This window comes from Microbacterium sp. P26 (assembly GCF_023712585.1).
Lineage (GTDB): Bacteria > Actinomycetota > Actinomycetes > Actinomycetales > Microbacteriaceae > Microbacterium > Microbacterium algihabitans_A.
Genome location: NZ_JAMAXZ010000005.1, coordinates 87,605 through 107,378, shown reverse-complemented (window position 1 = coordinate 107,378; position 19,774 = coordinate 87,605). Strand labels below are relative to the sequence as shown.

Here is a 19,774-nt window from a genome sequence, read left to right as displayed (position 1 = left end):
CTGCTGGGCTGGGGGCATGGACGCCGAACGCGAGAAGGGGCCGATCGAGCCCGGCCCCGAACCCGACACCACGACCGCCGCCGAGGCCGACCGCTCCGACGACTCGCTCGACGGGGACGATCAGCCGATCGAGTGACCTCTCGACGTCGAGGCGAGCGCACCGGTGCCGTCAGGGGCATCCGTAGGCTGGAAGCCCCCGACTCGCGAGGAGAGACGTGTTCCGCACGCCCCTGACCCTGTTCCGCTCGCTCGCGATCGCCGAGGCGATCTCGTGGACGCTGCTCATCGGCGGCCTCATCCTGCGAGCGGTCGCCGATCTGCCGCTCGCCGTGACCATCGGCGGCTCCATCCACGGCTTCGTCTTCTTGGCCTACGGCGCCACCGCCGTGCTCGTCGCGCTCAACCAGCGCTGGGGTCTCGGCCCCGCCGTGGTCGCCGTGGCCAGCGCCGTGATCCCCTACGCGACGGTTCCGACCGAGATCTGGCTGCACCGCACCGGGCGCCTGCGCGGAGAGTGGCGTCTCGACGCCACCGACGACCCGCGCGATCAGCGGCCCATCGACCGACTGCTGCGCTTCTTCCTGCGTCGGCCCTGGGTGCTCGCCCTCGCACTGGTCGCCGCCGTGGCGCTCGTGTTCGTCGTGCTGCTGATCGTGGGCCCGCCCGGCGGCAAGGGCTGAGGCCCCACCCCCCCCTGCTCATTGTCCAGAACACCCGGACGATTTTTCGAGCCGTTCGGGTGTTCTGGACACTCAGCAGCGGGTGACGCGGGCCGAGCTCCGCGCACGGAACCGGCCGGACGCGGCCCCGCTCAGCGCACGTGGATGCGCACGGCCGACGGCGCGATACGGCACGTCGCGGTGAAGGTCTGGACGGTGCCCGACACCGTCGCCCCGGCAACCCCGGTGTCGAGCAGCTCGACCGCGCCGCCGCTCGCGTGCAGGGTGGGCGTCGCGTCGCTGAAGCGGTGCATCGCACCCCCGTTGCGGCTCGAATACCAGACGTCGATGTCGATCCGCTCGATCGGCCCGGTGGTCGAGGTGGCACGCCAGTCGATGGCCGCCAAGCCTCCGCCGCGGCTCTCCATCGTCAGGGTCACGCTGCCGCATTCCTCGCCGCCGACCGCTTCGGTGCGCAGGGGCTGATCATCGGGGGTGATGTCGGCGCCGCAGAGATCGATCGAATGGATGCGGGCGTATTCGCGTCCTTTTCCGGCGATGCTCGAGCAATCCGCCAGCAGCGCGGTCGCCACGCTCGCGGCGAAGGGATCGTCGGGTGCGGCCGCAGGCGGTGTCGGCGCCGGAGTCGCGGAGAGCAAGGCCGCCGTCGTGATGACGGCGAGGCCGAGGGTGCCGAGGGACGCGGAGATCGTGCGCACGCCCATGCTGGCCCCCTTCGTCGCGGTCGAGGGAAATCTACGCCCGACTGGGCCGCGCGGCCACGGCTTGCGTCAGCGCTTCGTCGACACCGTGACCGTGAACTTGCGATCGCGCGCGACCTGACGGGTCGGTCCGACCAGGCGCTCGAGGGCGGGCCGGTACTGCAGGGCGGAGTTCCACACGGTCCACAGTTCCCCGCCGGGGGCGAGCACGCGGGCGGCGTCGGCGAACATGCGCGGAGCGAGCTGGTCGGTGACCGCGGCGCCCGAGTGGAAGGGCGGATTGAGCGCGATGAGGGTCGCCGTGGCATCCGGCTGCGATCGCATCATGTCGTCGCGCACGACCTGCACACGGTCGGTGACGCCGTTGGCTTCGGCGGTGGCGCGGGCCGACGCGACGGCGATGGCCGACTGGTCGCACGCGATGACCTCGAGCGACGGATGCCGTACGGCCAGGGTGGCGGCGACGACCCCGGTTCCGCAGGCGAGGTCGATCGCACGGCCGTCGCGGGGAGCGGGGAGGTGCGTCAGGAGCAGGCGCGTGCCGATGTCGATCGAGGCGCCGGCAAAGGCGCCGCCGAAAGCTCTGATCCGGATGCCGTCGACCTCCGCGGCATCCGGTTCGGGTTCGACGCCGTCGTGCGGGCCGCGCGCGATCAGCACGCGGGACTTCTGCCGCGCGTGGCTGACGTCGAGGCGGTCGAACCTCTCGCGCAGCACGTCGTTCATGGTCACGGTCATGTGCTTGAGGCGTCCGCCGGCGTACACGACGACGTCGGGGTGCGCGTGCAGGGCGATCAGGCCCGCGATGTCGGCGAGGGCGCGCAGCGATCGGGGCAGGCGCAGCAGCACGACGCGGGCGCCCGAGAGCAGCGACGCGTCGAGGGCGTGCGAGGTGAACGCGTCGCCGAGATCCGCCTCGACCGCGTTGGCGCGGAGCGCCTCTTCGCCGAGGATCTCGTCTTGATGCACGCGGATGCCGCGAGCCCCGGCATCCGCCGCGCCCAGGGTGAGGGCGCCGAAGGCGTCGCCGATCACGACGAGTTCTCGCTCGCCGAGGCGGGCACGGTCGTCGGCGGATTCGTCGAGGATCAGTCGATCCGCCGCGTCGACCGCGACGAGGTCGGGGCCTTCGAGATCGGGTCTGCGGCGGAGAGCGTCGAACGAGAAGGGCACCGTGCCACGCTACCCGGGCCGGGGTTCGAACGTGCCCGTCATCGGGCGGTGACGGGTTACCGGGTGCCGAAGTGGAACGGCAGGGCCAGAGAGGCCGAGACGAGGATGATGCCGAGCGCGAAGAACAGCGCGGGTGCGGCGAGCGAGAACGACAGTCCGGTGAGCAGCATGCCGCCGACGAACAGGATGAGCGAGACGATGAACATGGGGTTCCCTTCGGTCGCTCCAGGCTATCGTGCCGCGTCGGCGCTCCGGTCCGCGGGTGGGGGCGGCGTGGCGCTTTCCGGCAGGTCTGCACCGGATGCCGCGGGGCCCGTGCCGGGACGGGACGCGCCGCCCAGGACCGACAGCGTCCACAGCGTGCTGCCGGCCACGGCTGCGGGCATGACGGCGACGGCCCCGAGCGGCACGAGGAAGCACAGCTGGGTCGCCACGCCGAAACCGAGGGCCCGGGCGCGGTGGCTCTTGATGATCGCGCGCCGGGCGCGTCGGTCGAGACCGCGCGCAGAGAGCGAGCGCGAGGTGAGCTCGTCGGCGAGCAGCCATCCGGTCAACGCGACTCCGGTGGCGAAGCCCACGACGCCGCCGACGAAGGGGATGAGGCCGATCGCCCACGCGAGCAGAGCGGCGAGGATTCCGCGCAGGATGAGGCGCACGCTGTCGCCCACCGCACGCCAGAAGCCGTACTCGGCGTCGGGAACGGTGCCGGTGATGCTGCGCTCGGTGGCGCGCCATATGCGGTCGTAGAACGGCTCGCCCACCGCGAGGGTGACGGCCGTGAACGACACCACGGCGATCAGCAGGGCGGCGCCGAACGAGGCGATCCCGATGGCGGTGCGCACGGTCGTCGCCCAGAACGGGGCCCAGGTGTCGGCGAACGGGGTCCAGTCGTCGACGAGTCCGGGGAGCACGAGACCCCACCCGACGAGCGCTCCCGCGAAGACGAGGCCCACGAGGGTGCCGGGGATGAGGCCGAGCGCCATCGCCCCGGGCGTGCGGCGCCACTGACCGAGCCCGCGGAGCAGGAGCCCTGCCCCGGTGAGGAATTCGCGCATGCGGGAAGTCTCGCAGACCTTCGTTCTCGGTCGCCTCTTGCGGACCGCGGCGGGCGGGCGCCGGTGTCGGAGGCCCCTGGCAGGATGCCGGTATGCGCATCCGCACCACGTCGACCCAGCGCACCTACCGCTACGTGCGCCTGGCGATCATCGGGGCCACGGTGTTCCTCGCGGTCGGGGTGGGCGTGCAGATCGCGCGCGGGGGAGTGCTGCCCTCCGTCAGCGCCGCGTACTACACGCCCGCGGGACCGGTCTTCATCGGAGCGCTCAGCGCCATCGCCCTCGCGTTGCTCGCGCTGTCGGGGCGCAGTCTCGAGCAGGGGCTTCTCGACATCGCGGCCGTGCTGGCGCTGGGGGTGGCCTACGTGCCGACGACGGTGGCCGCGGGCGTCTGCCCGAACGTCGCGCGCTGCGTGCCGCCCGAGGTGCGGGCGACGGTGGCGAACAACGCCGTTTCGGCGGCGGTCATCGTGGTGGTCGGGGTCGTGGCGGCGCTGGTGCTCGCGCGGGTGCAGGGTTCGGCGACGCGAGGGGTGTTCCTCACAGCGGGTGTCGTGCTCGCGCTGACCGCGGCCGCGGCGATCTGGGGGTTCTCGGCTCCCGAGGCGTTCCTCGCCGCCGCGCACGAGGTCGCCGCCGTGGCGTTCTTCCTCGCGATCGCGGGTGTCGCCGCGCTCGCCGCGTGGCGCCCGCAACCGCGCGATGCTCCCCGTCGGGGCGTGCGGGCCGCCTACGGCATCGTGGCGGCGGCGATCCTCCTGACGCTCGCGCTGCTCGTCGCCGGGGTCGTGCTCGGGGTGGACGAGAGAGGCTTCCCCGTGGTGTTCGTGGGCGAGGCGGTGGCGCTTGTGCTGTTCGCGGTGTTCTGGCTCATCCAGACCGTCGAGCTGTGGAACGAGCCGGATCCGAGCCTGCGGGAATAGCCGAGGCGGGCTCGCGTTGAAGTTGATACGACGGCGCTCAAGATGCAAACTTGAGCGAACCGCACTCACGTATCACAGGAGACGGAATTGCCCGAAGACTTCACCCCCGGCGCCGGGGAAGACGGCGCCCAGTCGTTCGACGAGTTCCTCGCGCGCTACCTCGCGGGCGAGCAGGCACGTGCCGAACGGTCCATCGATCTGAGCCGCTTCCTCAGCGCCCGCACGCAGGAGGCCCTGCAAGAGGCCGGACGCTACGCCCTCGGTCGCGGCCAGCGCGAGCTCGACGCCCTGCACGTGCTGCACGTGCTCGTCGGCCGCTCGCCGGCCAAGGACGCCGTCGCGCGCCTGGGAGCCGACCCTGCCGCGATCGCCCGCGCCGCGGAGAGCCGGCTGCCTGCCGCGGGTTCGCCCGCGAACGTCGACGGCGCCGTCGTCGCCGGCTCCGTGCAGCGTGCGCTGTTCCACGCGTTCCAGGTCGCGCGCGCCGCGGGCTCGACCTACGTCGACCCCGACCACCTGTTCTTCGCCCTCGTGCTCGCGCAGGACGCCCCCGCCGGGCAGATCCTCGCGCAGGCGGGCGTCACCGCCGAGGCCCTGACCCAGGGTGTGCGCGACACGGTCATGGGCGGCGAGTCCGACGAGGTGGCCGGGGAGTCGGCATCCGTCACCCCGAACCTCGACCGTTTCGGCACCGACCTCACCGCTCGTGCCGCGGCGGGCGAACTCGACCCCGTGATCGGCCGCGCCGACGAGATCGAGCAGACGATCGAGATCCTCAGCCGTCGTACGAAGAACAACCCCGTGCTCATCGGCGAGGCCGGCGTCGGCAAGACCGCCGTCGTCGAAGGCCTGGCCCGTGCGATCGTCGCGAACGAGGTTCCCGAGCAGCTCCGCGACACCCGCGTGGTCTCGATCGACCTGGCCGCGATGCTCGCCGGGGCGCGCTACCGCGGCGACTTCGAGGAGCGCCTCACCCAGACGATGGATGAGATCGCGGCATCCGACAAGCTCGTCGTCTTCATCGACGAGGTGCACACCCTCGTCGGTGCCGGTGGCAGTGGAGACGGCTCGATGGACGCCGGCAACATCCTCAAGCCGCGCCTCGCGCGAGGCGACGTGCACCTCATCGGTGCGACGACGCTGCGCGAGTACCGCACGATCGAGAAGGACCCCGCCCTCGAGCGGCGCCTGCAGCCCGTGCGTGTCGGCGAGCCCTCGCTGCCGGATGCCGTGGAGATCCTGCGCGGCCTGCGCTCGGCGTACGAGCAGCACCACGCCGTCACCTACACCGACGACGCCCTGCGCGCCGCGGTGGAGCTCAGCGACCGCTATCTGAGTGACCGCGTGCTGCCCGACAAGGCCATCGACCTGATCGACCAGGCCGGAGCACGCCTGCGCCTGCGCCTCGGTGTGAGCGTCGACACGTCGTCGCTGCTCGAGCGTCTCGCGACCCTGGAGGCCGACAAGAACGCCGCCGTCTCGGCCGAGCACTACGAAGAGGCCTCGCGCCTGCGCGACGAGATGGCGGCGGTGCAGGCGCGGCTCGACGACGCCACGAGCGCGCCGCGTGGCGCCGCTGTCGTCGACGAGCCCGAGATCGCCGCGGTGATCAGCCGGGCCACCGGCATTCCCGTCGCACGCCTCACCGCCACCGAGCGGGGGCGCCTGGCCGAGCTCGAGACCGAGCTGCACGCCCGCGTGATCGGTCAGGACGACGCGGTCGCCGCCGTCGTCAAGGCGGTGCGCCGCAACCGCACCGGAATGGGCGACGAGAACCGTCCGGTCGGTTCGTTCCTGTTCCTCGGCCCCACCGGCGTCGGCAAGACCGAGCTGGCGAAAGCCCTGGCCGGGTCGCTCTTCGACGACGACGGCGCCGTGATCCGCTTCGACATGAGCGAATTCGGCGAGCGCCACACGGTGTCGCGTCTGATCGGTGCCCCTCCGGGATACGTCGGCTACGACGAGGCCGGCCAGCTCACCGAGCGCGTGCGCCGCAACCCTTACGCCGTCGTGCTGTTCGACGAGATCGAGAAGGCGCACCCCGACGTGTTCACCCTGCTGCTGCAGGTGCTCGACGACGGTCGCCTGACCGACGGACAGGGGCGCACGGTCGACTTCCGCAACACCGTCATCGTGATGACCTCGAACCTGGGCGCCGAGGTGCTCGCGTCGCGCTCCGGTGCGATCGGCTTCACCACCACGGGCCGCGAGTTCGCCGACGACGACCTGCGCGACCGCGTGATGGGCAAGCTCCGCGAGGCGATGCGGCCCGAGTTCCTCAACCGCATCGACGACATCGTGCTGTTCCGCAAGCTCGAGAAGACGCAGCTGCTCCAGATCGTGCGTCTGCTGCTGAACGCGACCTCGCGCCGGCTCGCCTCCCGCGAGGTGACCCTCGAGGTGACGGATGCCGCGATCGACCGCCTCGCCGAGGTCGGCTACGAGCCCGAGTACGGAGCGCGGCCGCTGCGCCGGGTCATCCAGCGCGAGGTCGACGACCGCATCGCCGATCTGTTCGTCGCCGGCGACCTCGTCGACGGGGGAACGGTGACGGTGGATGCCACGGCATCCGGCTTCACGGTCATGCCCGTCATCACGGCGCTCGCCGCCTGACGAGTCTTCTCTCGACGCCCCCGGTGCTTCGGTGCCGGGGGCGTCGTCGTGCGTGCGGGCGGCGCCCGCGGCGGACGTCGGGCGGGGGCCGGTGCGGATAGGAGCGCGAGCAGAACTCCGGAGAAATGGGCGGAGGACGGCGCCGTGGGGCAGTTCGGACGTGATCCTGCGTCAAAGTTCCGGAGTTGTGCACGACCCGACGACCGGACGGCCGCCACCCCCGCCCCGATGTCGGAGGTTCGAGGCAGAGTAGGAGCATGAGTCGTATCGGCACGATCTTCAGCCCGTACCCGCACCCGCCCGAAGAGCTGCGCGACGCCGCGCGTGCGGCCGAAGACGCCGGGGTCGAAGAACTGTGGCTGTGGGAGGACTGTTTCCGCTCGTCGGCGTGGGCGGCCGCCGCCGCGGCGCTCGCCGTCACCGACCATCTGCGCATCGGCGTGGGCATCGCGCCGCTCCCGCTCCGCAACGTCGCCGCCTCCGCGATGGAGGTCGCCACGATCGAGCGCATGTTCCCCGGCCGACTCCTGCCCGGCTTCGGCCACGGGGTGCAGGACTGGATGCGCCAGGTGGGGGCGAAGGCGGCCTCGCCGCTGACGCTCATGCAGGAGCAACTCCCGGCGCTGCGCGCTCTGCTGGCCGGAGAAACGGTCAGCACCGAGGGGCGGTACGTGACGCTTCGCGACGTCACGCTCGATTGGCCGCCCGCCCAGGCCCCGCTCGTCTATGCGGCAGCCGAAGGCCCGAAGACGCTCGCGCTGGCGGGGGCGGTGGCCGACGGCGTCGTGCTCGACAGCCGGCACACGGTCGACGAGATCGCAGCGGCGGTGCGCACCGTGAACGACGCGCGGGCGGGGGCGGGTCGCCAGGGCCGCGCCGACATCGTCGCCTACGTGCTCACCGCGTTCGGTCCCGATGCGCGCGAGCGCGCAACCGCCGTGCTCGCCGACCGCGAAGACGCCGCCGATCGGGTGCTCGCGGGCTCCGTGTCCGAGGTCGCCGAGGGCGTGGCCCGCTTCCAGGCTGCGGGCGTCGACGACGTCGTGCTCCTGCCGACCGACGACGTCGATCTCGCCGCGTTCTTCTCCGCGGTCGGCCAGGTCGCGGTCGCCATCCCCGACGCGGGAGGCGTCTCGTGACCCGCGGTGTCGTCTCGATCGGCGTCGCGGGGTCGCTCGGGCCCGATGCGATCGCGGCGATCGCCCCCGCCGTCGAATCAGCCGGCTTCCACACCCTGTGGGTCAACGACACCCCCGATGGCGACGCCCTCGCCGCGCTCGCCGCCGCGGCCCGTGTCACCGACCGGCTGCGACTGGCCACGGGCGTCGTGCCCGTCGACCGCCGTCCGGCTCCCGAGATCGCGGCGGAGGTGTCGTCGCTGGGCCTCCCGCTCGACCGGCTGACGATCGGCATCGGCTCGGGCATGGCCCGCCAAGGAGCCCTCGCCCGCGTCCGCGAGGCCGTCGAGCAGCTGCACGGTGCGGGCATCGAACGCGTGCTGGTCGGAGCGCTCGGGCCCAAGATGCGCCACACCGCGGTGGAACTCGCCGAGGGCGTGCTGCTGAACTGGGTGCCGCCCGTCGAGGCGGCACAGCAGGCAAGCGAACTGCACTCCCTCGCGCCCGCGACGCACGTGGCGGTGTACGTGCGCACGGCCATCTCCGCCGCCGCGCGCGGACGCCTCGACGAAGAGACCGCCCGGTACGCGTCTTTCCCCAACTACGCCGCGAACTTCGAGCGGATGGGCGTGGATGCCATCGACACGACGATCCGCGACGCCTCGGAGTTCGATGGCGCCCTCGACGCCTATACCGGGGCGGCCGATGAGGTCGTGCTGCGCGCGATCGTTCCCGACGACACGGTCGAGGCCTACCTCGACTTCGTGCGGCGCACGGCGCCCTCTCCGGCCTGAGGCGACATGAGTCGATGGAAGACTGGGCGGATGCCGCACCGCCGAGGCCTCACCGTCCGATCCGTCGCCCGCGGAGCTCTCGCCGCCCTCCTGGTCGGGGCGGGGGTGAGCCACGTGACCTGGGGCCGCCGGGGCTACCGGATCGTGGTCCCGGGCTGGGCCACACGACTGCTGCGCACCGACAAAGACGCCATCGTCGTGGCATCCGGAGCCGTCGAGGTGATCCTCGGAGTCGCTCTCGTCGCCCTGCCCCGTGAGAGGTCGCGCATCGGCGTGGCGATCGCGGCGTTCTTCGTCGCGGTGTTCCCGGGCAACGTGCACCAGTGGCGTACCGGCCGCGCGGCGCCCGGCCTGCAGACCGATCGCGCACGGTTCCTCCGCCTGTTCCTGCAGGTGCCGCTCGTGGCGTGGGCGTGGTGGGCGACGCGCGAGCGCTGACCCGCGGGCACTGACGCCACCGCCCGCGCTCGCCCGCGTTCCGCCCGCCGCGCGATTACGCCGCTGCGCCGAGCTCCATGACGCCGCTCTCGAAGGCGGCTCGCGCGAGCACCTTGTAGCCGTGCTCGGGGAAGAACACGGTCAGCCGGTCGGCCTCGATCCCCATGACCGTGCCGACACCGAACTCGCCGTGCTGCACGGTCGAATCGATCCGGATGCCGTCGGCATCCGCCTCCGCGGGCTCGGCGTCGACGGGGGTCACCGTCGCTCCGGTGCCACAGCGATCGCATGAGCCGCACTGATCCGGCGTCTCGACCCCGAAGTACTCCAGCAGCGCTCGGCGGCGGCAGTGCGAGGTCTCCGCGTAGCCGCGCATGATCTCGATGCGCGAGGCGCGGATACGCTCCTCCGCCTCATCGCGCTCGCGAACGGCCGCGACCGCGTCTCCTGCCGAGGCCTTCTTGGCCGCCGACACCCCGTCGGGGCCGGACACGGCGAGGCCGCACGCGACGAGCTGGTTCAGCACGCGCCCGATCGCACGGACCGAGCGGCCGGAATCCTCGGCGATGGCTTTCGCCCGCAGCGGCGTCTTCGCGCGGCCCAGGGCGTCCCACACCCCGGCCACGTCGGCGCGCTTGCTGTGCCCGCCGGCGAAGAAGGAGCGCAGCGAGAAGTCCTCGGCGCGGTAATGCAGGATCGCGCGGGCGGGCTGCCCGTCGCGCGCCGCCCGGCCGATCTCCTGGGCGTACGAGTCGAGCGACTCGGTGACGTCGGCGTGCACGACCAGACGCACGTCCGACTTGTCGACGCCCATGCCGAATGCCGAGGTCGCCACGACCACGTCGAGCTCGCCCGCGCTCCAGGCCGCGTGCACCTCGTCGCGCCGCTTCTGCGCCATGGCCCCGTGGTACGGCGCTGCGCGCACCCCGAGCGCGACGAGCTCGTCGGAGTAGGCGTCGGTCTCTTTGCGCGTCGCCACGTACAGCAGCGCCGGGCCGCCGGCATCCTGAACATCGGCGAGCACCGCGCGACGCTTGTCGAGATCGTGCTCGTGGCGGCGGACCGACATGTGGATCTCGGGGCGGTCCATTCCGCGGACCTCGAGGTGCGGTTCGCGCATGCCGAGGCTCGCCACGATGTCGTCGCGGACGGGGGCGGATGCCGTGGCCGTGAGGGCCAGGATCGGGGGATGCCCCAGCGCCTCCACGGCGTCGCCGATGCGCGCGTAGTCGGGCCGGAAGTCGTGGCCCCACGCCGACACGCAGTGCGCCTCGTCGACGACGACCAGCCGTACGTCGGCCTTCGCGAGCCGGTCGAACACCTCGGTGTTCGCCAGCTGCTCGGGAGCGAGGAACGCGTAGACCGCATCAGGGCCCTCGATCGCGGCCCACGCGCGCTTCTTGCCCGCCGCGCTGGTCCGCGAATTCAACGCGACCGCCGCGGGAGCGTCGGGGGCGGCGTCGATCGAGTCGATCTGATCGCGCTGCAAGGCCAGCAGCGGCGAGATCACGACCGTGACCCCGCCCAGCTCGCAGCCGGCGATCTGGTACACCGCCGATTTGCCCGCGCCGGTGGGGAAGACCACGAGGGTGTCGCGCCCGCCGATGACCGCATCGATCGCCTCCGCTTGACCCGGAAGCAGGTCGTCCCACCCGAAGACCTCGCGGGCGGTGCGGGCGGACTGTTCGAGAGTGGCGGGAGCGTTCACAAGGCCTCATTCCTGGGGGAGGTCCCCAGCACACCTCAGACCTCCGACATCGGTTCGGGGGTTGCGAGCCGCACCGACGTGTGATCAGCTCCGCGCCCCGAGAGCAGGTCGAGCCCTAGGCATTCGAGGGGCGACGACGCAACCGCGTCTTCGATGTCGGAGGGTGCTGACAGGATGCGGCCATGCTCTTCGCAGAGATCGAGACGGCCCTCGCGGCGGTGACGAACACGCGTTCGCGCCTCGCCAAGATCGACGCTCTCGCCGCGGTGCTCCGCGGCCTCGAGCCCGACGAGATCGAACCCGCGATCGGGTTGCTCACGGCATCCCCTCGACAGGGACGACTCGGCGTCGGCTGGCGCACCCTCTCGACGCGCGGCGGGGAGCACGCCGAGACCCCGTCGCTGACGGTCGCCGACATCGACGAGACGTTCTCGCGCCTCACCGGGATCGGCGGGTCGGGCTCCGCGGCGGCACGCACGAGCCTCCTCGACGAGCTCGCCCAGCGCGCGACGGCGGGGGAGTGGAACCTGCTCATCCGCATCATGACGGGCGAGCTGCGCACCGGCGCCCTCGAAGGCGTGCTGCTGGATGCCGTCGCCCGAGCCGCTGAGCGCGACGGCGCAGCCGTGCGACGGGCCGCGATGCTCTCGGGCGATCTCGGAGCCACGGCCCGGGTCGCTCTGACCGGGAGCGACGACGACCTGGCCGCGGTGGGACTCATCGTGCTGCGCGGCGTGCAGCCGATGCTCGCCTCCACGGCGACCTCGGTCCGCGAGGCGCTCGAGGTCGCGGGGCGCGCCTCGGTCGAATACAAGCTCGACGGTGCCCGTGTTCAGGTGCACCGCCACGGCGACGACGTGCGCGTGTTCACCCGCACCCTCGCCGACGTCACGCACCGGGTACCCGAGATCGTCGACGTCGCTCTCTCGCTGCCCGTCGACGACGTGATCCTCGACGGCGAGACCCTGTCGCTCGATGAGGACGGCGGGCCGCGTCCCTTCCAAGACACCATGGCGCGCTTCGGCGCCGAGACCGCTCGCGCCATCGCGTTACGTCCGTGGTTCTTCGACATCCTCCACGTCGACGGCCGCGACCTCGTCGACGAGCCGCTGTCCGCACGCCTCGATGAGCTCGAGCGGATCGCCGCCGAATGGCGCATCCCGGCGATCCTCACCGACGACGCCGAGCAGGCCGAGACGTTCGCCCGCGATGCGCTCTCCGCCGGGCACGAAGGCGTCATGGTGAAGGGGCTGGATGCCGCGTACACGGCCGGCCGCCGCGGCAAGAGCTGGCTGAAGGTCAAACCGGTGCACACATTCGACCTCGTCGTGCTGGGGGTCGAACGCGGCTCCGGCCGCCGTGCGGGCTGGTTCTCGAACCTCCACCTGGGGGCACGCGATCCCGACGGAGTCTTCGGCGAACCCGGTGGATTCGTCATGGTCGGCAAGACCTTCAAGGGACTCACCGACGAACTGCTGACGTGGCAGACCGCGCATTTCGCCGAGCGCGAGACGGGGGAGGTCCCCGGGGGCATCCGCGTCGTCCCCGACACCGTCGTCGAGGTCGCGATCGACGGCGTGCAGCGATCCGTGCGCTACCCCGGCGGCGTGGCGCTGCGCTTCGCCCGCGTGAAGACCTACCGTTCGGACAAGACCGCGGCCGAGGCCGACACGATCGACACGCTTCGCGCGCTGCTGCCCGGCGGCGGCGCTGCGACGGAGGGATGACGCGATGAGTCTGGCGCCTTGGCTCGACGGCGAGCTCGGCTACCGCAGTTTCGGAACGCCCGGAGCCCCGCGCGCCGTGTTCGTCCTGCGGACCGGCGACGTTTCGACGACCGATCCCGATGCCAGCGTCACCTCGGGATTCGACGTGCGGGTGGTCGCGGTCGGGCTCGACGCGCCCGAGCTCGAAGACCCGCCGGTCTTCGGCGGCCAGACGCCCGCCGGGCTGACCGTCGAGGCGCTGCGCGAACTCGTCGCCCGTGAAGCACCGGGCGTCACCGTGGGCCTCGTCGGTGAGCGCTCGGCCGGGGCCATTGCGATCTACCTCGCCGCGGCTCTGGGGGAGGTCGTCGACCGCCTCGCGATCGTCGGTGTGCCGAGTCCCAACGATCCGTTGAGCCGCGACCTGCGCACGCCGCTGCTCGACGACCTCGCCGCCGAGGTGCTGGTCGTCGTCGGGGGTGACGGCCCGGCCGACGTCGCCGACGCCACCTGGTACGTCGAGCGCATGCGGTCAGCCGAGGCCGAGGTCGTTCCGGATGCCGAGATCACCTCGGTCAACAATCACGTCACTCTGACGACGGTGTGGGAGCGCGTGCTGTCGCACGTCGCCCCCGGCTCCGCGCGGCGCTGACGCGACGGCCAACCCCCGCGCCGCTGGCGAGCCCCCGCGCCGCCGGCGAGCCCCCGCGCCGCTGGCGAGCCCCCGCGCCGCTGGCGAGCCCCCGCGCCGCCGGCGAGCCCCCGCGCTGCTCCCGCGCCGACGGCCAGCCCCCGCGCCGACGGCCAGCCCCCGCGCCGCCGGCCAGCCCCCGCGCCGCCCGCGCTGCCCCCGCGCCGACGGGCGAGCGCCAGCGCGCCCCTGCGGCGGGTCAGCCGCGCGTCAGTGCCTTGACCAGTACGACGTTCGACTCCTCGTCGACCTCGACGTGATCGGTCTGCGCCTTCAGGAAGTCCGAGAAGCTGCGGAACCCGAGTGCCTTCTCGCTGAATGAGGGGTCGAGCCGCTTCATCAGGTCTTTCACCGCGGAGGCGTGCAACCACTCTCCGTCGGCGCGCTCGGCCTCGAGCTGCATCGCGCGATCGAGAAGGTCGACGGCGGGGTCTTTCGAGCGCTTGCGGGCGCGCGGGCGCGAGGGGGTGCTGTCTTTCTTCGTCTCAGAGAGCTTCGGAATGCCCGGGAGCGAGTCGTACGCGTCGAAGCGGTCGCAGGCCGCGGCCAGCGACTTCGCGGTCGACCCCGCCACTCCCACGCCCACGACGTACCGGCCGAGGCGCTTGCACCTCTGGGCGAGCGGCACGTAGTCGCTGTCGCCCGCGACGATGACGACGTGCGTGAGGTCGGGCAGGCGGAACATGTCTTCGACGGCATCCACGGCGAGGCGGATGTCGGCGCCGTTCTTGGCGTATGCCGCCGCGGGGAAGAGCTGCACGAGATCGACCGCGCGGGCGACCAGCTGAGAGCGGTACTCCGCGTTGACCGGCGACGACCAGTCGGCGTAGGCGCGCGTGAGAACCAGGGTGCCGAACGAGGCCGCGTAGTCGATGACGGCTCCCACGTCGATGGTCGCCTTGGTGAGGCGTTCCGCGATCTCGGGGTCGAGGGGGTTCTCGGCGATCTTCTGCCGATCGCGCGAGTAGGCGTTCCGTCCGTGGACGCGGTCGTACCACGACATCACGATGTTGTCGAAGTCGAGGTAGACGGCGACGCGGGCGGTCTGCGTATCGGGCATGGGTCCAGTCTGGTCGGTCGCGGACGGTTGCGGAACGCCTCGAGGGCTCAGCGCTCGGTGGGGTAGACGACGCCGATCTGCCGGCGCACCTCGTCGAGCACGCCCATGATCGCGACGGTCTCGTCGATGGACAGGAGGTCGTTGGATCCGGCTCCGGCGGCGACGAAGCGCTCGGCGGCGAGAGCCTGGTACTGCATGCCGCGGCCCTCGACCTCGCTCGAGTACTCCTCGACGACCTCGTTCGACGGCAGCACGACGCGGAACGAGGTGGGGGTGTACCAGACGCGGTCGATCTCGATGCGGGCTTCGGTGCCGACAATCTGCGCGGTGTTCGCGCCGGCGCCGCGCGACGACGACACGGTGGTCGAGACGGTTCCACCGGGGTGCACGAGCGCGGTGGCGACCTCGGCGTCGCTGCCCGCGTCGGACAGACGGGCGACGGCGGTGATGCGCTCGGGCAGGCCCAGCACGTCGACGGCGAACGACAGCGGGTAGATGCCCAGATCGAGCAGCGCACCGCCACCGAGGGCGAGGTCGTTGAGGCGGTGGGCGGGGTCGGTCGAGATCTTCTGCGTGTGATCGGCCGACACCACGCGCAGCTCGCCGAGGGTGCCGGCGGCGATGATCTCGCGGATGCGCACCATGTGCGGCAGGTACCGCGTCCACATCGCCTCCATCGCGAGCAGCCCCTTCGCTGCGGCCGCGTCGCGGATGGCCGCGGCCTCGGCCTGGTTGAGGGTGAAGGGCTTCTCGACGAGCACGTGCTTTCCGTGCTCGAGGGCGAGCAGGGCGTTGTCGACGTGACCGGGGTGCGGGGTCGCGATGTAGACGATGTCGACGTCGGGGTCGGCGACGAGCTCTTCGTACGAGCCGTGCGCGTGCGGAATGTCGTACTTCTCGGCGAAGGCCCGCGCGCTGTCGAGCCGGCGCGAGCCGACGGCGGCGACGTCGAGGCCCGCGGTGCGCAGGTCGGAGGTGAAGGCGTGCGCGATGCCGCCCGTTGCGAGAATGCCCCAGTGCAGTCCGGTCATGGGGTCCACCGTATCGGCGCCCGCCGACATCGCGGTCGATCGAGCCGCGATGCGCACACGACTCGCCTCTAGGCTCGGGTCATGACGCCCGTCGAGCGCTTCCGCGAGTTGCTGTCGATCCCCACCGTCTCGCGCGTGGATCCCGCCGAGGTCGACGACGACGCTTTCGAACGCTTCCACGCCGCACTCGCTCGCCTGTACCCGCTGGTCCACGAACGTCTCGAGCGCGAGGTGGTGGCCGGCCGCTCGTTGCTGTACCGCTGGCGCGGCGACACCCCCGAGGCTCCGCTCGTGCTCCTCGCGCACCAGGACGTCGTACCGGTCGACGGCCAGTCGTGGCGGCATCCGCCCTTCGCCGCCGAGGTGGTGGGGGAGGGTCCGGATGCCGAGATCCACGCCCGCGGTGCGATCGACGACAAGGGGGCCCTGGTGGCGATCCTCGAGGCGGTCGAGCAGGCGCTCGCCGACGGGGTGACCCCGCGCACCGACGTGTGGCTCGCGTTCGGCCACGACGAGGAGACCCACGGCACCGGGGCTCGGGCCATGGCCGCGGTGCTGGCCGAGCGCGGGGTCGTCCCCGCTCTCGTGCTCGACGAGGGGGGCGCCGTCGTCGAGGGGGCCGTGCCCGGGGTGGCCGCTCCGACCGCGATGATCGGCGTCGCCGAGCGCGGGGTCGCGACCTTCGACCTCGTCACCCGAGAGGCAGGAGGACACGCCTCGACCCCGCCGCGCCTGCCCGCCACCGCTCGTCTCGCTCGCGCGATCGACCGCCTGCGTCGACGGCCGTTCCCGCGGCGCCTGACCGCGCCGGTGCGGGCGATGCTCGGCACCGCGGCGGCCCACACCGGCGAGCCGCTGGCGACGCTCTTCCGCCGCACCGCGGTGTCGGCCCCGCTGGTGACGGCCGCCCTCGCGCACCTCGGACCCGAGACGAACGCCCTCGTGCGCACGACGGCCGTGGTGACACGACTCGAGGGCTCGGCGGGCGAGAACGTGCTGGCCACCACCGCCCGCGCGAGCGTCAACGTGCGCCTGCTGACGGGGGAGACGCTCGCCGACGTCTCGGTGCACCTGCGCCGCGCGGTGGCCGATCCGCTGGTCGACATCGAACTGCGCCAGGGCAACGATCCCTCACCGGTGTCGCCATGGCGCGGAGAAGTGTGGCGCCGCCTGTCGCGTACGGTCTCGGTGACCCTCGGCGACGACGTGGTGCCGCTGCCCTACCTGCAGTTGGGGGCCAGCGACAGCCGGTTCTACACGGGTCTCACCGACGCGGTGTACCGCTTCGCGCCCTTCCACCTCAGGCGGGCCGAACGCGACGCTCTGCACGCGCCCGACGAACGCATCCGCGTCGAGGTGTGGCTCCGCGGCATCCGGTTCTATCGAGCCCTCCTCGAGTCGTGACGGGGGCGCCCGCGGCGGAGGTGCGCCACCGCCGCCGCGCGGTGCGCGAAGCCGGTTCCGTCGCGCCTGGCAGGCCGGGCGAACGGGCCCGACCCACCCGCGATCGAGCGAACAGGGCACGTTCCGCTATTGTCGTGTGACCGGTCACGCAACAGCGCGCGACCCGCAACGAGGCGGACATGAGCGACACCGAGACCCCGGATGCCACGGGCAAGGCCCCCAGCATCCGCGACGTCGCGCGGCTCGCGGGCGTGTCGTACCAGACCGTCTCGCGGGTGATCAACAACAGCCCGCAGCTGCGGCCCGAGACGGCCGCGAAGGTGCGCTCGGCGATCGCCGAACTGAAGTTCGTGCCGAACCAGGCGGCCCGTGCGCTGGCGACGAACCGGTCGCGGCTGATCGGCGTGCTGGGTCCGCGCATGACCACGCACGGCACCTCGGCGATGGTGCAGGCGATCGAGTCGGTCGCTCGGGCAGCGGGCTACCGACTCACCCTCACCAACTTGGCCACGAGCGCCGCGGACGACGTGCGCGCCTCGATCGACCACCTCATGCAGCAATCGGTCGAGGGGCTGATCGCCGTCGCGCCGCAGACGCGCGTGGTGCCGATCCTCGATGAGCTGAAGCTCCCGGTCCCGGTGCAGATCGTGGCCTCGACGGGAACGTCGAGTTCGCACAACGACCAGACCGCGGGCGCCCGCGCCGCCGTGCGCCATCTCATCGAGCTCGGGCACTCGCGCATCCTGCACATCGCCGGCCCGCGGGACTGGGTCGAGGCCGATCATCGGATGCGGGGGTACCTCGCCGAGATGGACGCGAACGACCTGACACCGCGGCCGCCGGTGCTGGGCGACTGGACGGCGCAGTTCGGCTTCGAGGCGGGTCTCGAGCTGTTGCGCACCGAAGACGCCACGGCGGTGTTCGCGGGCAACGACCATATGGCGCTCGGGTTCATGCATGCCGTGCGGGCCATAGGTCGCTCGGTTCCCGAGGACATCTCGGTCGTCGGGTTCGACGACGTGCCCGAATCCGCCCACCTGTGGCCGCCGCTGACGACGGTGCGCCAGGACTTCGCGGGCATCGGAGCCCGCGCGATCACCGACCTGCTGAGCAGGTTGGGGGAGTCGTCGGATGCCGTCGGGCCCTCGGAACCCGATCATCTGCGCCTCATCGTGCGTTCGTCGACCGCTCCGCCCTCGCGCTGAGTTCGTCACGTTTCGGCAACGGACGCCTCCGCGACGCGCCGGGACTTGACATCCCTGGCTCACCGCGATGTAGCATCACACACACAATGTGAACGGTCACATGACCGGGTCACACGGCCGACGGGACTCGCTGCGGAGCGGATCCGTCGAGACGAAGACGTTTCGAACGACACGGGTGAGCCGTGTCGCCGACCGGCCTCGTTTCGCCCCGCCGCCCGTGCGCCCCGACGTGCGCCGACAGCACTGCGCGGTGGACTCCAGGGGAGACGCCGCGACAACCACCCAATGGAGGGAACCAGAGTGAAGAAGCACAGCATGCTCAAGGCGATCGCGGGCGCGGGCGTCCTCGCGCTCGGCATCGGTCTCGCCGGTTGCGCCGGTGACCGTACCGGCGCCAGCAGCGGAGACTCGCAGGAGGCCGGCGGCACCATCGGTGTGGCCATGCCGACCCAGCAGTCGGAGCGGTGGATCGCCGACGGCAACAACGTGAAGTCGCAGCTCGAGGAGCTCGGCTACCAGGTCGACCTGCAGTACGCGAACGACGACATCCCCACCCAGGTCTCGCAGATCGAGAACATGATCACCACGGGCGCCAAGGCCCTGATCGTCGCCTCGATCGACGGCACGACCCTCACCGACGTGCTGCAGCAGGCCAAGGACGCGAACATCCCCGTCATCGCGTACGACCGCCTCATCAACGGCACCGAGAACGTCGACTACTACACGACGTTCGACAACTACAAGGTCGGCGTCCAGCAGGCCACCTCGCTCCTGACCGGCCTGGGCGTCCTCGACGCCTCGGGCAAGGAGACCGGCGCCGCCGGCCCCTTCAACGTCGAGCTGTTCGCCGGTAGCCCCGACGACAACAACGCCACGTTCTTCTGGAACGGCGCGATGGACACCCTGAAGCCCTACATGGACAAGGGCGTGCTCGTGGTCCCCTCGGGCCAGACCGAGTTCGGCCAGGCGGCCATCCTCCGTTGGCTGCCCGAGACGGCGCAGAAGCGCATGGAGAACATCCTCACCGTCATCGGCGGCACCAAGCTCAACGGTGTGCTCTCGCCCTACGACGGTCTGTCGATCGGCATCATCTCGGCCCTCACCTCGGGCGGCTACTCGGCCAGCGACCTGCCCGTCATCACGGGTCAGGACGCCGAGGCCGGCTCGATCAAGTCGATCATCGCCGGTGAGCAGTACTCGACGATCTTCAAGGACACGCGCGAGCTCGCCAAGCAGGCCGTGACCATGGTCGACGACATCCGCAAGGGTGAGACCCCCGAGACGAACGACACCAAGACGTACGACAACGGCAAGAAGGTCGTCCCCTCGTACCTCCTGCAGTCGACGATCGTCACCAAGGACAACTACAAGGAAGTCCTCGTCGACAGCGGTTACTACACCGAGGACGACCTCAAGTAATCCCTCGGAGGGGCTCCGGCTCCTCCACCCCGCCTCCGCCCCCACCATCCCGACC

General features: G+C 71.7%; 18 protein-coding genes. 11 read left to right on the top strand and 7 right to left on the bottom strand.

Translation table 11 applies throughout. The annotated features are described in order from the left end of the window. Positions 1 to 215 precede the first annotated feature (215 nt). Positions 216 to 680 carry a DUF3817 domain-containing protein gene (locus tag M3667_RS11145; protein ID WP_251508036.1) on the top strand — a complete coding sequence of 155 codons (465 nt, stop codon included), beginning with the start codon at positions 216 to 218 and terminating at the stop codon, positions 678 to 680. 131 nt (positions 681 to 811) lie between these two features. Here the strand turns inward: M3667_RS11145 and M3667_RS11140 are convergent, their stop codons facing one another. The 4 genes from M3667_RS11140 to M3667_RS11125 form a co-directional block, all read right to left on the bottom strand. Further along, positions 812 to 1,384 (bottom strand): hypothetical protein, encoded by a 573-nt coding sequence (locus tag M3667_RS11140; protein ID WP_251508035.1) that lies wholly within the window; start codon positions 1,382 to 1,384, stop codon positions 812 to 814. A 66-nt stretch (positions 1,385 to 1,450) separates the two neighbouring features. Beyond that, the gene (locus tag M3667_RS11135; RefSeq protein WP_251508034.1) at positions 1,451 to 2,554 is read right to left on the bottom strand and encodes a class I SAM-dependent methyltransferase; all 1,104 of its coding nucleotides are present in this window, start codon (positions 2,552 to 2,554) and stop codon (positions 1,451 to 1,453) included. Positions 2,555 to 2,610: 56 nt separating this feature from the next. Further along, positions 2,611 to 2,760: a hypothetical protein gene (locus tag M3667_RS11130; RefSeq protein WP_013585971.1), complete on the bottom strand. Its 150-nt coding sequence runs from the start codon at positions 2,758 to 2,760 to the stop codon at positions 2,611 to 2,613. A gap of 24 nt (positions 2,761 to 2,784) precedes the next feature. Beyond that, a complete protein-coding gene (locus tag M3667_RS11125; RefSeq protein ID WP_251508033.1) occupies positions 2,785 to 3,609 on the bottom strand; it encodes an EI24 domain-containing protein in 825 nt (274 codons plus the stop codon). Between the two features lie 92 nt (positions 3,610 to 3,701). Here M3667_RS11125 and M3667_RS11120 point away from each other — a divergent pair, with 92 nt between their 5' ends. The 5 genes from M3667_RS11120 (at position 3,702) to M3667_RS11100 (ending at position 9,495) form a co-directional block, all read left to right on the top strand. Further along, positions 3,702 to 4,532, top strand: coding sequence for a hypothetical protein (locus M3667_RS11120; protein WP_251508032.1), 831 nt, complete (start codon positions 3,702 to 3,704; stop codon positions 4,530 to 4,532). 87 nt (positions 4,533 to 4,619) lie between these two features. Further along, entirely contained in the window at positions 4,620 to 7,145 is a 2,526-nt protein-coding gene (locus M3667_RS11115; protein ID WP_251508031.1) for an ATP-dependent Clp protease ATP-binding subunit, read from the top strand. Between the two features lie 257 nt (positions 7,146 to 7,402). Next, the gene (locus M3667_RS11110) at positions 7,403 to 8,284 is read left to right on the top strand and encodes an LLM class flavin-dependent oxidoreductase (RefSeq protein ID WP_251508030.1); all 882 of its coding nucleotides are present in this window, start codon (positions 7,403 to 7,405) and stop codon (positions 8,282 to 8,284) included. Beyond that, positions 8,281 to 9,057, top strand: a complete 777-nt coding sequence (locus M3667_RS11105; RefSeq protein ID WP_251508029.1) for an LLM class flavin-dependent oxidoreductase — start codon at positions 8,281 to 8,283, stop codon at positions 9,055 to 9,057. Before M3667_RS11110 ends, M3667_RS11105 begins: the two co-directional genes overlap by 4 nt. A 30-nt stretch (positions 9,058 to 9,087) precedes the next feature. Next, entirely contained in the window at positions 9,088 to 9,495 is a 408-nt protein-coding gene (locus M3667_RS11100) for a hypothetical protein (protein ID WP_154097547.1), read from the top strand. A 55-nt stretch (positions 9,496 to 9,550) separates the two neighbouring features. Here the strand turns inward: M3667_RS11100 and M3667_RS17025 are convergent, their stop codons facing one another. Next, positions 9,551 to 11,203, bottom strand: a complete 1,653-nt coding sequence (locus M3667_RS17025; protein ID WP_251508027.1) for a RecQ family ATP-dependent DNA helicase — start codon at positions 11,201 to 11,203, stop codon at positions 9,551 to 9,553. Between the two features lie 182 nt (positions 11,204 to 11,385). Here M3667_RS17025 and M3667_RS11090 point away from each other — a divergent pair, with 182 nt between their 5' ends. Beyond that, a complete protein-coding gene (locus tag M3667_RS11090) occupies positions 11,386 to 12,930 on the top strand; it encodes an ATP-dependent DNA ligase (protein ID WP_251508025.1) in 1,545 nt (514 codons plus the stop codon). A gap of 4 nt (positions 12,931 to 12,934) precedes the next feature. Continuing rightward, on the top strand, positions 12,935 to 13,561 hold the full coding sequence (locus M3667_RS11085; RefSeq protein WP_251508023.1) for a hypothetical protein: 627 nt from the start codon (positions 12,935 to 12,937) through the stop codon (positions 13,559 to 13,561). Positions 13,562 to 13,799: 238 nt separating this feature from the next. Here M3667_RS11085 and M3667_RS11080 read toward each other — a convergent pair whose 3' ends face one another. Then, on the bottom strand, positions 13,800 to 14,660 hold the full coding sequence (locus M3667_RS11080) for an NYN domain-containing protein (protein ID WP_251508022.1): 861 nt from the start codon (positions 14,658 to 14,660) through the stop codon (positions 13,800 to 13,802). A 47-nt stretch (positions 14,661 to 14,707) separates the two neighbouring features. Continuing rightward, entirely contained in the window at positions 14,708 to 15,691 is a 984-nt protein-coding gene (locus M3667_RS11075) for a Gfo/Idh/MocA family protein (RefSeq protein ID WP_251508020.1), read from the bottom strand. An 81-nt stretch (positions 15,692 to 15,772) separates the two neighbouring features. Here M3667_RS11075 and M3667_RS11070 point away from each other — a divergent pair, with 81 nt between their 5' ends. The 3 genes from M3667_RS11070 (at position 15,773) to chvE (ending at position 19,719) form a co-directional block, all read left to right on the top strand. Beyond that, positions 15,773 to 17,095, top strand: a complete 1,323-nt coding sequence (locus tag M3667_RS11070) for a M20/M25/M40 family metallo-hydrolase (protein WP_251508019.1) — start codon at positions 15,773 to 15,775, stop codon at positions 17,093 to 17,095. 179 nt (positions 17,096 to 17,274) lie between these two features. Further along, on the top strand, positions 17,275 to 18,300 hold the full coding sequence (locus M3667_RS11065) for a LacI family DNA-binding transcriptional regulator (RefSeq protein WP_251508016.1): 1,026 nt from the start codon (positions 17,275 to 17,277) through the stop codon (positions 18,298 to 18,300). Between the two features lie 315 nt (positions 18,301 to 18,615). Then, complete coding sequence (gene chvE / locus M3667_RS11060) at positions 18,616 to 19,719, top strand: multiple monosaccharide ABC transporter substrate-binding protein (protein ID WP_154097599.1); 1,104 nt, start codon at positions 18,616 to 18,618, stop codon at positions 19,717 to 19,719. Positions 19,720 to 19,774 lie beyond the last annotated feature (55 nt).

What these genes read in the sequence shown, in the direction of transcription:
- M3667_RS11140 (WP_251508035.1), bottom strand. Translation starts at nt 1,384, where the DNA reads ATGGGCGTGCGCACGATCTCCGCGTCCCTCGGCACCCTCGGCCTCGCC.
- M3667_RS11130 (WP_013585971.1), bottom strand. Translation starts at nt 2,760, where the DNA reads ATGTTCATCGTCTCGCTCATCCTGTTCGTCGGCGGCATGCTGCTCACC.
- M3667_RS11125 (WP_251508033.1), bottom strand. Translation starts at nt 3,609, where the DNA reads ATGCGCGAATTCCTCACCGGGGCAGGGCTCCTGCTCCGCGGGCTCGGT.
- M3667_RS11120 (WP_251508032.1), top strand. Translation starts at nt 3,702, where the DNA reads ATGCGCATCCGCACCACGTCGACCCAGCGCACCTACCGCTACGTGCGC.
- M3667_RS11110 (WP_251508030.1), top strand. Translation starts at nt 7,403, where the DNA reads ATGAGTCGTATCGGCACGATCTTCAGCCCGTACCCGCACCCGCCCGAA.
- M3667_RS11100 (WP_154097547.1), top strand. Translation starts at nt 9,088, where the DNA reads ATGCCGCACCGCCGAGGCCTCACCGTCCGATCCGTCGCCCGCGGAGCT.
- M3667_RS11090 (WP_251508025.1), top strand. Translation starts at nt 11,386, where the DNA reads ATGCTCTTCGCAGAGATCGAGACGGCCCTCGCGGCGGTGACGAACACG.
- M3667_RS11085 (WP_251508023.1), top strand. Translation starts at nt 12,935, where the DNA reads ATGAGTCTGGCGCCTTGGCTCGACGGCGAGCTCGGCTACCGCAGTTTC.
- M3667_RS11080 (WP_251508022.1), bottom strand. Translation starts at nt 14,660, where the DNA reads ATGCCCGATACGCAGACCGCCCGCGTCGCCGTCTACCTCGACTTCGAC.
- M3667_RS11075 (WP_251508020.1), bottom strand. Translation starts at nt 15,691, where the DNA reads ATGACCGGACTGCACTGGGGCATTCTCGCAACGGGCGGCATCGCGCAC.
- M3667_RS11070 (WP_251508019.1), top strand. Translation starts at nt 15,773, where the DNA reads ATGACGCCCGTCGAGCGCTTCCGCGAGTTGCTGTCGATCCCCACCGTC.
- M3667_RS11065 (WP_251508016.1), top strand. Translation starts at nt 17,275, where the DNA reads ATGAGCGACACCGAGACCCCGGATGCCACGGGCAAGGCCCCCAGCATC.
- chvE (WP_154097599.1), top strand. Translation starts at nt 18,616, where the DNA reads ATGCTCAAGGCGATCGCGGGCGCGGGCGTCCTCGCGCTCGGCATCGGT.